This window comes from Nocardiopsis tropica (assembly GCF_042660575.1).
Classification (GTDB): domain Bacteria; phylum Actinomycetota; class Actinomycetes; order Streptosporangiales; family Streptosporangiaceae; genus Nocardiopsis; species Nocardiopsis tropica.
This window is the reverse complement of the sequence record NZ_JBHSUF010000006.1, coordinates 327664-339975: the sequence shown is the minus strand read 5'-3', so window position 1 is coordinate 339975 and position 12312 is coordinate 327664. Positions and strand designations below refer to the sequence as shown.

Here is a 12312-nt window from a genome sequence, read left to right as displayed (position 1 = left end):
CGGTGCACAGCGCAGAACTCGAGAAGTCCGACCGGGCGGAAACCGCAGGACGGGCGGCGGTGGCCTCGGCCCGCAGGGTCGTGGTGAAGGTGGGGTCGTCGTCCTTGACGACCCCCGAGGGCCGGATCGACTCCGGGCGCATCCGCGACCTGGTCGAGGTGCTGGCGGCCCGCCGGGCCCTCGGCCAGGAGGTGATCCTGGTCTCCTCCGGCGCGGTCGCCGCCGGGATGACCCCGCTCGGCATGGCCCGCCGGCCCCGCGACCTCGCCTCCCAGCAGGCCGCGGCGAGCGTCGGCCAGGGGCTGCTGCTCGCCGCGTACACGGCCGAGCTGGCCGGACACGGGCTCAACGCCGCCCAGGTCCTGCTCACGGTCGAGGACATGATGCGCAGGGTCCAGCACCGCAACGCGCAGCGCACGCTGCGCCGCCTGCTGGACATCGGAGCGGTCCCCATCGTCAACGAGAACGACACGGTGGCCACCCACGAACTGCGGTTCGGCGACAACGACCGGCTCGCGGCCCTGGTCGCGCACCTGATGCGCGCAGACGCGCTGGTCCTGCTGTCGGACGTGGACGCCCTCTACGACGGGAACCCGTCCGACCCGGGGGCGTCCGTGGTCAGCCTGGTGCGCGGGCCCGAGGACCTGGACGGCATCGACATCGGCAGCTCCGGCAGGCGCGGCGTGGGCACGGGGGGGATGGTCACCAAGGTCGCCTCCGCGCGGATCGCCACGGAGGCCGGCGTGCACACGATGCTGACCTCCGCGGCCAACGCGCGGGCAGCCCTGGCGGGCGACAGGGTCGGCACCCTGTTCGCCGCGGGGGGCGGGCGCCGTCCCTCGGCCCGCCAGCTGTGGCTGGCGCACGCGACCGCCGGACGGGGCAGCCTGGTGCTGGATCCGGGCGCGGTCGCGGCGGTCGTACGGGAGAAGGCGTCGCTGCTCCCGGCCGGTGTGGTGCGGGTGAGGGGGGAGTTCAGCGCGGGGGACCCCGTCGACCTGTGCGACGAGCAGGGCACCGTGGTCGCGCGCGGGCTGGTCAACTACGACGCGGCCGAGGTGCCCGACCTGATGGGCAGGTCCACGCGCTGGCTCGCCCGTGAGCTGGGGCCCTCCTACGAGCGGGAGCTCGTGCACCGGGACGACCTCGTCGTCCTCTAGGGAGTGCGGCGGAAGGGCCGGGCCGGAGGGCCCTCCCGCGCCGTCCGCACGTTCTGTGAGACCCCTGTGGCAAGGTCGGGGGACATCCCCGAGGAGAGAAGCGAAGACATCCATGCCTAGCCTGGTGGCGAGAATGCTCGCGGTGGCGTTCCGGGTGGCGCGCAAGCGCCCGATGGAGACCGTGGAGGGCGCACGGGAGCGCATCGAGGAGGCCAAGGACGACCCCGAGCCGCCGCACTGGGTCGCCAAGCGGCACGAGATCACCCTGCGCGAGGTGGGGGGGTTCCGGAGTTACACCGTCCTGCCCCGTGAGCGGGAGGACGCACCGGACAAGGCCGTCCTGTACCTGCACGGGGGCTCGTACATCAGCGAGATCTCCCCGTGGCACTGGGTGCTGATCTCCCGCATGGCCGACACGGGGTGCCGGGTCGAGGTGCCCGTCTACGGGTTGGCGCCGGAGCACACCTACCGCGAGGCCTTCGGGTTCCTCCACGCGGTCTACCGCGAACTCCTGGAGCACGCAGACCCGGGGCGGACCGTCTTCGCGGGCGACTCGGCGGGCGCCGGGCTGGCACTGGCCCTCGCCCAGACGCTGCCCGGGGAGGACCTGCCCCGGCCCGCCCGGCTGATCCTCGTCTCACCGTGGGCGGACCTCACCATGTCCAACCCCGACATCGCCGAGGTGGAGGGGAGGGACCCGTGGCTCAGCCCGGTCGGCCTCAGGGAGGCCGCCAAGGCGTGGGCGGGCGGCGACGACCTCTCCGTGCCCAGGCTCAGCCCCATCAACGGGCGGCTGGTCGGGCTTCCCCCCATCGACCTCTACATCGGCACCCGTGACGTGTTCCTGCCCGACACCCGCCGCCTGCGCGACCTCGTCACCGAGGCGGGCGGCGAGGTGGAGCTGCACGAGGAGGCGGGCGCCTTCCACGTGTATCCACTGGTCCCGGTGCCCGAGGGCAGCCGGGCGCGTGCGGCGATCATCGGTACCGTCCAGGACCTGTGAGACCGTCCGCGGGCGCGGACACCCAGGGCCGCCACCCCGCGCGGACGCCGCGGAGCAGACCGTGCCGGAGGGCTCGGGCGAGGTGGAGCCGCCCCCCGCGCGCGGACGCCGCCCCCGGCCCCGCGGGGAGCGCTCAGGCCAGCCTGCTGACGACCGAGAGCGGCAGCACCCGCATCGCGAAGCCGATGGGGACCCAGGGCCAGGCGGGCACGTACGCCTTCACGCGCCGCCGCTCGATGGCGGCCACCATGGAGCGGACGCCGGGCACGGTGTCCACCATGAACCGCGTCCTCTGCTCCACGCGCTCGTTCATACCGGTGCGGATGTAGCCGGGGTGGACGACGGACACGTCCAGGCCGGGCACACGCTCCGCGCGCAGGCCCTCGGCGATGGCGGAGACCCCCGCCTTGGTCGCGGCGTACACGGTCATGGACCTGCGCATGCCGCGCAGGGCCGACATGGACGAGATGAGCACCAGGTGGCCGTGCCCCTGGGCGCGGAAGATCCCCATGGCGGCCTCGGTCTGGGCGAGGGCGCCCATGAAGTTGGTCTCCGCCGTCCGGCGGTTGGCGTCGTGGCGCCCCGTCCCGAGGGCCGCGCCCTTGCCGAGGCCGGCGTTGACGATCACGCGGTCCATACCGCCGAAGGCGTCGGCCAGGTCGCCGAACACCGAGAACACGGCGTCGGCGTCGGTGACGTCGAGGGCGCGCAGTTCGACCCGCCGTCCGGGGTGGGCCGCGGTGATCTCCTCGCGCAGCGCCTCCATCCGGTCGACGCGCCGCGCGCACAGGGCCAGGTCGTAGCCGAGGGCGGCGAACTGGCGCGCCATCTCGGCTCCCAGACCGGCGCTGGCGCCGCTGATCAGGATCGTTCCCTTGCTCATACCTGCTTCTCCGTGGTGTTCGTCGTTCCGGTGTCCCGTGCCCGGCGGGGTGTGGCCGGGCACCGGCCGCCGCGGGGGCCGGAGGGGGCGGGACCGGCCGCGTCGACACTACGGTCCCGTCGGGCGGCGTGCGACGGCGCGGGGCGCCGTCCTCCTGGGCCGACACACCCGTCGCGAGGTCCTAGGATGCGGGGCGTGAGCGAACGAACGATGCGACGCGGCGACGACCACCCCCACCGGGGCGAGGTCCGCGAGATCCCCACCTCAGAGAACGCCACCCGGCTGGCGTACGCCCCCGAGCGCGACGGCCTCGCCGACACGGGCGAGATCGTGTGGACGTGGGTGCCCTACGAGGAGGACCCGAAGCAGGGCAAGGACCGCCCGCTGCTGGTCGTCGGCCGCAGGGGCAGGCGCCTGCACGGCCTGATGCTGTCCTCGCAGCGCCCCGAGGAGTGGGAGCGCCAGGACTGGCTGCCGATCGGCTCGGGGCCCTGGGACCGGGAGGGGCGCGAATCGTTCCTCCGCGCGGACCGGCTCTTCGAGTTCGACGAGGACGACATCCGGCGTGAGGCCGCGGTCATGGACGAGGAGATGTTCTGGCTGGTCGCGGACGTCCTGCGCAGCCGCTACGGCTGGACCTGACCCGCGGGGCCGCCCGGGACCCGGTCCCGGGCGGCCCGCACCGGCGGCGCCCTCAGAGGGCGCTTCCCCCCGTTGCGTCGATGACCTGTCCGGTGGTCCACCCGGCCTCGGGCGAGGCCAGGTAGCGGACCAGGGCCGAGATGTCCTCCGCCTCGCCGACCCTGCCGAAGACGGAGAGGCCGGCCGCCCTCTCCCGGGCCCCGGGTTCGCCGAGCCAGCCCGCGTTCATGTCGGTGTCGACCACCCCGGGCATGACCGCGTTGACCGTGACCCCGCGTGGCCCGAAGGCCGGCGCGAGCGCCAGGGTGAGGGCGTTGAGGGCCGCCTTGGACGCGGAGTAGACGGGGTGGGTCGGGGCGGCGACACGGGTGTATCCGGTGGAGATGTTCACGATGCGACCGTTCCGGCCCATGCTCGGGGCCAGCCGCTGGATGAGGAACAGCGGCGCGGTGAGGTTGACGTCCATGACCCGGTGGTAGGTGGGCGCGTCGATCCTTCCCAGTTCCTGGGGTTCGCCGATGCCCGCGTTGTTGACCAGCACGTCCACCTCCCTCCGGCCCGTGGTTCTCTCGGCCTCTTCCAGGAACGCGCCCGCGGTGGCCTCCACCGCGTCCAGGGTGTCGGCCCCGAAGTCGGCGCGGATCGTGACCGCTCGCGCGCCCCGCTCCTCGATCAGCTCCGCGGTACGGGCGGCGGACTCCCCGTCACCGCGGTACTGCACCCCCACGAGGGCGGCGCCGTCCTCCGCGAGGGCCAGTGCTATCGCCCGTCCGATGCCGCGGGTACCGCCCGTGACCAGTGCTGTCCGGCTCATCCCGTCCTCATTTCATAGTGATCGCTACAGAATGAAGATTACTATAGTGGTCACTATGGAAAAAAGGCGGGCTGAGGGGCGCGGCCGACCGCGCGAGTTCGACGAGGAGCGGGTCCTGGACCGGGCGATGACCGTCTTCTGGCGGCACGGTTTCGAGGGGGCGAGTCTGAGTGAGCTCCAGCGGGCCACGGGGCTGACGCCGCCGAGCCTCTACAACGCGTTCGGGTCCAAGCTGGGGCTGTACGAGGCGTGCTTGGACCACTACGCCCGGGGCGTGGGAGCGGGCACGGCGAAGGTGCTCGACGAACCCGAGGCGTCCCGTGACGGCATGAGGCGGCTGCTGGCGAACGCGGCGCGTGACTTCACCGAGCCGGACCGGCCGCACGGGTGCATGATCTCCACCGCGGCCCTGGCCGTGGGCGAACGGCACGCGGAGGTCGGGCGGGCGGTCGCCGCGCGACGGGCCCGGACGATGGAGGCGGTGGCCGCCTACCTGGGGCGCGCCAAAGACGCGGGGGAGCTGCCGCGGGGAGCCGACACCGCGGCTCTGGCGCGGTACTTCGGCGCCCTCATCCAGGGGATGTCCGTCCAGGCCGGGGACGGGGCGGACCGTGCCGACCTGGAGGCGCTGGTCGGGGTGGCCATGGAGGCGTGGCCCCGGGGGTGAGCGCGCCCTGCGGAGGCCCGGCCCCGGCGCGCGGGCGGGCCGGCCGCCGGAACGCGCGGGGAGACGGGACGCCCCGGGCCGGCGCGCGGGGAGCGGGGCCGGGGCCCGCGGAGGGCCCCGGCGCGGACCGTCGCGTCAGGTGAGGGCCAGCAGGCGGACGGGGCCGCCCGAACCGCCCCTGATGTTGGCGACGCCCACGACCGCCATCGCCCCGTTCTCCGGGGCGGTCTCCAGGTGGGCGACCATCTCCACGGCGTACTTGTTCTCGCCGAGCAGGAACACGTGCCCCTCGGGGTTGGACGCGGAGTCGGGCCCGTAGTCGAAGCTCGGGGTGTCCACGGCGACCCCGGCGATGTCCCGCTCGGACAGCAGCCAGGCGAGCGCCTCGAGCTCGAACCCGGGGAAGTGGGCGATGCCGTCGCTGCCGCGGTTGAGCATCGCCTCCTCGCTCTGGAGGACCCGCGCGCTCCAGCCGGAGTCCATGGCGACCAGGGCCCCCTGGGGGATGCGTCCGTGGCGCCGTTCCCAGCGGCGCAGGTCGGCCACGCCCACCTGCGCGTCGAAGTCCCGTGCGGCGCGGTCGGAGATGCGGATGACGACGAGGGGGCAGACCAGGTCGCGCGGATCGACCTCGTGCGTGTGCAGGGCGTCGGGGCTGTCGTTGAAGTGCCACGGCGCGTCGAAGTGCGTCCCGGTGTGCTCGTCGATCTCCAGCTTGAGCGCGTTGAACCCGTCGTCCGCGATCGACGCGAACTGGAAGATGTTGGGGTCGAGGATGTAGGGCCGGTAGATCGGGAAGTCGTTGTGGAGGACGTGGGTGAGGTCCGTGACCCTCAGCCGCGAGGGGCTGATGTCCGCGATGGTCTGGGCGTGGGCGGACTCCACCGGACCCCCGAGGGCCCCGATCCCCGTCAGCACCGCGCCGACGGCGGCCGATCCGGTCAGCATGCGGCGCCGGTTCACCCCGCTGCTCACCAGGCGTGCGGACGGGTCCGGGCGCTCGGCCGTGATCGTGCCCCCGGGCGTTTCCGGGGTGTGTCCCGAGGCGGTCATGAAAGTCTTTCGGGCCTTGTGGATCACGTGGGGTCCGCACATCGCAGTGTTCCTCTTCCAGGTCTGGCTGATCGAGCTAGGAGGAGTATACGATCTCTTATGCAAAAGAGAAGACTGATTTGCATAAGATATCTTTTGTTGCCGACGGGGTCGCTCCGCGGGGGGGCTGGGCCGGGGCGTTCCCGATGCGGGCGGTGATCCGGCGGACACGCAGACGGAGGGCCGACGGGCCGGGCGGAGCCCCGTCCGGGCGTGCGCGGGCCGCCCGGGAGGGGCGGGTGAGAAGGCGTGAGGGGCGCGGGCGCGGACCTTGCGCGGTTTTCTCCGGACTTTCATGTTCTCGTTCGGAAAAACACCTCGTGCCGTGCGGGCCGGACCGCGGCGTCCGACCCCCGCGCCGAAATGAGGGAATTCCCCTCGCGGGACACCCGGTTCCCCGGGGTATTTCACGGGATTTTCACGCGACCCGCGTCCGGAATTCCCGTGCGACCCCGCCCGCCGGGCCGGACGGCCCGGCGCGGGTCACGCGGAGTGACGGCTCCGGTCCGCGGACCGGACGACCGTCGCCGGGGCCGAGCCGTCCGAGGACTGGTCCAGCAGCCTCCGCGAGACGGTCACCTCGAAGGTCTCGGGTGATTCCGCGAGGACCTCTGACAGGGCCAGGCAGCCGGACACCACGTGGTGCCGTATCCACTCGACGGTGTACAGGTCCGCCTCCGTCCCCGGGCGGAGCCTGACGCGCAGGCGCAGTCGTTCGTCCTTGGTGTGGGGGGAGGTCAGGACCACCTGGGCGGCCTCCACCGAGTCGAGCTGGAGGGCGAGCGACGCCAGGTCGGCGGGGTCGACCAGGCTGCTGAGCGGCCCGTAGGGTGCGTCGATGCGGCTGTGGGTCCGCAGGGCCCGCCCGGGGCGGCCGCAGGAGCAGGACGTCCACTCGGCCCCGGTGCCGGTGTCGTAGCGCAGCAGGGGGACGACCGACTTCCTGTGCGTGACGGTCACGAGCATGCGCCCGCCGACGATCTCCGTGTGCTGGTAGGGGAGCGGGTGGAAGGTGTCGACCGCGCAGTCGGGACCGCTGTGGCCGATGATCCAGGTCTCCGCGGACCCGAACAGCGACCACGTGCGCAGGTGTGGGAAGTACGTGCGGATCAGTGAACGCGTCTCCGCGTCCATCGCGGGTCCGCTCCAGAGCACCTTGCTCAGGAAGTCCAGGCGCCGGCCCGATGCGGCGCAGAAGCGGAGGATGCGCTGGACCGTGTCCAGGGTGGTGGCGACGGCGGTCACGCCGTGCTGCTCGAAGAGGTCGAGGCACGGTTCGATCATCTGGTCCGTCGGGGCGTCGAGCGACAGCGTGGGGATCCCGGCCCGCGCGGCGAGCGCGTTGTGGAGGTCGTGCGACGCGCGCAGGTGGAACGGGGTGCTCAGGCTCGCGAGCAGGTCGCCCGGGGCGAAGGGGCGAAGGTGGGGGAAGATCTCGTCCACGTGCAGGTCGGAGGGGAGAGCGCCCATGCGGCTCGTGGACGTCGTGCCGCCCATGAGGTGGAGCGAGGCGCGGGAGAGCTCGGCCGGGTTCTCCCTCATCATCGCGTCGACGGCCTCGCCGAGCTCCTCGCGGGTGAGGGGCGGCAGGTCGACCAGGCGGGGCCGCCTGCCCAGGCCGAGGTAGCGGCCGTACTTGTGCCGCATGGACGGGATCCTCGTGAGGCGCTGCAGCGCCTGGGCCAGGGGGAGTGGCCCCTCCACCATTCCTCCGATATTCATCGTCATTCTCGTGCTCGCATCTCTGGGTGTTAGGGATTGCGTTCAGCCCGCCGGGGACAGCTGCGGTGACGTAAATGAATCTGAAATTCTTGTTAAGTCTTCTCGGGGGAATGCCTTCGGTGGCGGCATGGCTGGTTCGTGGCCGTTCGGACAGTAAAGCAGATTCCTTCACGGCGGGACATGGCGAAGATTTCCGCCGATAGTGAGCGCGCGATCACCGCAGGTCATGTTCACTTGTTGGGAGATGTCTCGGAGCGTGGTCCCTCCGTGGCCGGATGTGGTCGGGTGATCTTGCTCACCGCGAACGGTCGGAAGGGGAACACCTGTGCGGAGCCGCCCGGTTCCCGGGAGGCCGGCGGACGCCCTCCGGGACCACGCGGAGGGGGTCGGGGGCGCGGCGCGCCGACGGAGGCCGGATCCTCTCCCCGGGGCGGCGAGGGCCGCGCATCCGGTCGGGAGGGGACGGCGGGCCGGTTCCGCACATGCGTCGGCCGGCCTCCGGTGCGAGGAGGAGGGGGCCGCACGCCCGGGCACGGAGGGGCCGGGGCCGCCCGGGACGAGGGGCCCCGGCCCCGGTCCGGCGCCCTGCCCCGGGGCCCTGCCGGTTTCCGGCGGCGCGGGGCGGACGGGGCGCGGGCGGGGCCGCTCGCGCGTTCTGCGTGAACCCGGCGGGACAGGGCGCGCCCTCCGCGCGTCACCGCGCCCGCGGAGGGGCGGGCCGTTCCCGGGCACGGCCGTCACCACCGAGCCGCGCGCCCGCGGGGAGCCGCGGCTTCAGCGAATGCTCGACGCGGCCGGGGAGCACCGAGCCGTGCGCCCGCGGGGAGCCGCCGCCGGGGCGGCGGAGCTCTGGGGGGGCACCGGCGCCCCCGGTGCGCGGTCGGCCGGGGAGCGGCCGGCCGACCGCGCTGGAGGGGGTCCTCAGGCGAGGCTCGGCGCCACCCGTCCGGCGTCCTCGGACGGGCGGAGGCGGCCGCGGGCCCGGCCCAGGTGCGCGGCCAGTTCCACGCGGAGCCGGGCGTGGTCCCCGGCGTGGCCGTGGGCGGCGACGTAGCCGTCCGGGCGGATCAGGTGGTACCCCGGGGCCGAGCACAGGCGGTGCTCCGAGGCCTGTGCGGCCGACAGCGTCACCGTCCGCACCTGCGGCCGGTCGGAGGCGAGCGCGGAGAACGGCTCCCCGGGCCGGGCCCGGGACCGGTCCGGGGTGACGGCGAGCGTCCAGCCGGGCAGCTCCGGCCCGCCGCCGGCCCGCCCGTGCCCCGTCTCCGTGTTCCGCGGCGCGGTGACCCCCAGGGACACCGCGAGGGAGCGGGGGAGGGCGTGCCCGGTGCGGACGGCGCCCGCCAGCCGCCCGGTGAGCCGGCACAGGGACGGCCAGGCGGGGTCCTGTGTGAGCCGTGCGGGTGTGTACCGGAACCGGTATCCGGCCATGACGGGCAGGTATCCGCGCTCCATGACCGGCTCCAGGAGCCGGAAGGCCGCGTCCCGGCCCGCGGTCTGCAGGGGGTGCTGGAGCATCCACCCGCGCGTCTGGATGTCGGTGTCCCGCACGACCTGGCGCGCCACGTCCTTGCGCTCCGGGCCGTAGGTGCCGAGCAGTTCCGGAGGTGCCTCGCCCCCGACCACCGCGGCCAGTTTCCAGGCGAGGTTCTGCGCGTCCTGCATCCCGGTGTTGAGCCCCTGGCCCCCGGCGGGGCTGTGCACGTGCGCGGCGTCCCCCGCGAGGAAGACCCGGCCCCGCTGGAAGTCGTCCGCGTGCCTGCGGTGCACGCGGAACACGGACTCCCACACGGGGTCGACCAGGCGCACGCCGCCCGGCCCCTGCTCGTCGGTGATCCGCTGGAGCAGGTCGACGCCGGCCTTCTCCCCGGGCGGGAGGCTCGCGAAGAACCGGAAGACGCCGTCGGGCAGGGCGACGATCACCAGGGCGCCCTGGGGCGACTGGTAGTAGAGCGCCTCGTCGGTCGGCAGCTCCCCCTCGATGCGGCAGTCCACGAGGGCGAACGCCGACTCGTAGGTGCTTCCGACGAAACCGGTGCCGATCTGGGCGCGCACCGCGCTGCCCGCGCCGTCCGCGCCGATGACGAAGGGCGCGTGGTAGCGCTCGACGGTCCCGTCGGAGTGTTCGAGGATCGCCGTCACCCCCTCGGTCGCGGTGATGTCGCCGGAGAAGTCCAGCCCGTCGAGGGCGAGCAGCCGCACCCCCCGTTCGATGCGTCCGCCCAGGGCGTGCAGCCGCTCGGTGAGCACGCGCTCGGTCTCGTTCTGGGGCAGGCACACGGGGGCCAGGTGCTCGGGGAAGGCGAACGAGGCCAGGGGCTCGCCGGAGGAGAAGTAGCGGAACCTCCGGATGTCGATGCCGGCGTGCCGGGTCGGCTCCAGGGCCCCCAGGTCGTCCAGCAGGTCGAGGGTGCGGGGCCAGAGCAGCAGAGCCTTGGGGAAGGGGGACGCGGTCTCGGCGCGGTCGATGAGCCGGACACGTGTTCCTCGTCTCAGAAGCTCGCACGCGGCGGTCAGGCCGACGGGTCCGGCGCCGACGACGAGCACGTCGGCGGGCGGGGCGGCTGTGCGGGTGGAAGGTGTGTCGTCACTGGTCAACGGCATCTCGGGGAGCTCCGATCGATCCTGTTGCGGTGGTACGTCCCGGGTCCGCCCACCGCGTACCCGGCCAGGTCTATAAGATTGACGATGAGCATAAGATACCTTATGTTCATCCACGAATGGATGATCATAAGAATCCGAATCATGAGGTGTGGGAATGGCGATAGACGCAACGGATCGGCCGGGCGCACAGCTCGCTCCCGCCCCGTTGACCAGAGGGCAGGCGGTGGCCACACTCGTCGCCGTCGCCCTGTCCAGCGTGATGCTGCCGCTCGCCGTCACCGCTCCGGCAGTGGCGCTCACCCAGCTCGCGGCCGACCTGAACGCCACGGTCGGCGAGGCCCAGTGGGTCCAGAACGCCTACAACGTGACCTTCGCGGCGTTCATGCTCGCCGCGGGCGGGCTCGCCGACCGGTTCGGCAGGCGCCGGGTCCTCGTCATCGGCCTCGTCGTCTTCACCGCCATGGCCACGGTGATCGGCCTCTCCTCCAACATCGTCGTCATCGACATCGCCAGGGCGGTCCAGGGCATCGGCGCCGCGGGCATCATGACCAGCGGGTCGGCGATCCTCGCCGACTCCTTCCGCGGCGTGGCCAGGGCCAGGGCCTTCGGCCTCCTGGGCACCTCGTTCGGCTTCGGCCTGGCCATGGGACCGTTCGTCGCCGGACTGATGGTCAACTTCGCGGACTGGCGCATGGTGTTCCTGATGAACATCGCGTTCGCCGCAGTCGTCCTGCTCCTGGTGCGCTCGATCCGGGAGTCGAGCGACCCCAACTCCACCTCGGTGGACTGGGGCGGTGTCATGACCTTCAGCACCAGCCTGTTCCTGCTCTCCCTGGCCTTCGTCCAGGGGGCCGAGGCGGGCTGGCTCAGCCTGAGCGCGATCGGTTCCGCGGTCGGGTTCGTCGTCTTCCTCGCGGCCTTCGTCCTGGTGGAGTCGCGGGTCCGGCGCCCGATGTTCGACCTCTCGCTGTTCAAGCGGCCCACGTTCGTCGTGGTGGTCTGCCAGCCCTTCACCATCACCTTCGGCTTCGTTGTCCTGCTCGTCTACCTGCCGCCCTTCTTCCAGGGCGTGGGAGGGTTCGGCGCGGCCGAGGCCGGAGCCCTGCTCCTTCCCCTGACCCTGCCCGTGCTCGCCCTGCCGATGCTGGCCGGGCAGCTGGCCGCCAGGCTCCCCCTGCGGGTCATGCTCGCCACCAGTTCCCTGCTCATCGCGGGCGGGTCCCTGTGGCTGATGACCCTCCAGCCGGGTCAGCACTGGACGGCGCTGGCCGCGCCCCTGGCGCTGTTCGGCACGGGCGTGGGGAGCGCCTTCGGCGTCATGGACAACGCCGCGCTCAGCTCCGTGGAGGTCGAGCGGGCCGGAATGGCCTCGGGCATCTTCAACACCATGCGCATCACCGGGGAGAGCGTGGCGATCGCCGGCGCCGGATCGGTGCTGGCGACCCTCTCGCTGAGCACGCTCGACCTCTCCTTCGCCAGTCCCGAGCAGGAACGGACCCTGGCGGGTGAGGCCACCCAGGGCCGGCTCGAGACGGCGCTGGGCCAGTTCGCCGCAGGAGACCGCCAGACCGCTCTGGACGCGGTGTCGACCAGCCTCACCTCGGCGATGCACACCACGTTCCTCGGACTGGCGCTCCTCGCCCTGGCCGGCGCGGTGGTCACCTTCCTCGTCGTCAAGGAACGCGAACTCCGCTAGCCGACCCCGGACCGCCCCCACTGGGAGGT

At 72.9% G+C, this 12312-nt stretch carries 10 protein-coding genes; 5 read left to right on the top strand and 5 right to left on the bottom strand.

Annotated elements, in window-relative coordinates:
- Positions 1 to 2 precede the first annotated feature (2 nt).
- Together proB and ACFQBR_RS12440 are read left to right on the top strand one after the other, a co-directional pair.
- Positions 3 to 1160, top strand: coding sequence for a glutamate 5-kinase (gene proB / locus ACFQBR_RS12445; protein WP_267948608.1), 1158 nt, complete (start codon positions 3 to 5; stop codon positions 1158 to 1160).
- 112 nt (positions 1161 to 1272) lie between these two features.
- A complete protein-coding gene (locus ACFQBR_RS12440) occupies positions 1273 to 2163 on the top strand; it encodes an alpha/beta hydrolase (protein WP_344183048.1) in 891 nt (296 codons plus the stop codon).
- A gap of 133 nt (positions 2164 to 2296) precedes the next feature.
- Here the strand turns inward: ACFQBR_RS12440 and ACFQBR_RS12435 are convergent, their stop codons facing one another.
- The gene (locus ACFQBR_RS12435; protein WP_267948610.1) at positions 2297 to 3046 is read right to left on the bottom strand and encodes an SDR family oxidoreductase; all 750 of its coding nucleotides are present in this window, start codon (positions 3044 to 3046) and stop codon (positions 2297 to 2299) included.
- A 195-nt stretch (positions 3047 to 3241) separates the two neighbouring features.
- On the opposite strand from ACFQBR_RS12435, the gene ACFQBR_RS12430 reads away from it, so the two are divergent.
- Positions 3242 to 3688, top strand: a complete 447-nt coding sequence (locus tag ACFQBR_RS12430) for a type II toxin-antitoxin system PemK/MazF family toxin (RefSeq protein ID WP_330161921.1) — start codon at positions 3242 to 3244, stop codon at positions 3686 to 3688.
- 52 nt (positions 3689 to 3740) lie between these two features.
- Here ACFQBR_RS12430 and ACFQBR_RS12425 read toward each other — a convergent pair whose 3' ends face one another.
- Positions 3741 to 4502, bottom strand: coding sequence for an SDR family NAD(P)-dependent oxidoreductase (locus tag ACFQBR_RS12425; RefSeq protein WP_267948612.1), 762 nt, complete (start codon positions 4500 to 4502; stop codon positions 3741 to 3743).
- 55 nt (positions 4503 to 4557) lie between these two features.
- Here ACFQBR_RS12425 and ACFQBR_RS12420 point away from each other — a divergent pair, with 55 nt between their 5' ends.
- The gene (locus ACFQBR_RS12420; RefSeq protein WP_344183046.1) at positions 4558 to 5169 is read left to right on the top strand and encodes a TetR/AcrR family transcriptional regulator; all 612 of its coding nucleotides are present in this window, start codon (positions 4558 to 4560) and stop codon (positions 5167 to 5169) included.
- A gap of 135 nt (positions 5170 to 5304) precedes the next feature.
- Here ACFQBR_RS12420 and ACFQBR_RS12415 read toward each other — a convergent pair whose 3' ends face one another.
- From ACFQBR_RS12415 to ACFQBR_RS12405, 3 genes are all read right to left on the bottom strand, one after another.
- Positions 5305 to 6222, bottom strand: a complete 918-nt coding sequence (locus tag ACFQBR_RS12415) for a cyclase family protein (protein ID WP_344183043.1) — start codon at positions 6220 to 6222, stop codon at positions 5305 to 5307.
- Between the two features lie 522 nt (positions 6223 to 6744).
- Positions 6745 to 7983 (bottom strand): phenylacetate--CoA ligase family protein, encoded by a 1239-nt coding sequence (locus tag ACFQBR_RS12410; protein WP_344183041.1) that lies wholly within the window; start codon positions 7981 to 7983, stop codon positions 6745 to 6747.
- Between the two features lie 921 nt (positions 7984 to 8904).
- Entirely contained in the window at positions 8905 to 10587 is a 1683-nt protein-coding gene (locus ACFQBR_RS12405) for an FAD-dependent monooxygenase (RefSeq protein WP_344185040.1), read from the bottom strand.
- A 223-nt stretch (positions 10588 to 10810) separates the two neighbouring features.
- On the opposite strand from ACFQBR_RS12405, the gene ACFQBR_RS12400 reads away from it, so the two are divergent.
- Positions 10811 to 12283 (top strand): MFS transporter, encoded by a 1473-nt coding sequence (locus tag ACFQBR_RS12400; RefSeq protein WP_267948617.1) that lies wholly within the window; start codon positions 10811 to 10813, stop codon positions 12281 to 12283.
- Positions 12284 to 12312 lie beyond the last annotated feature (29 nt).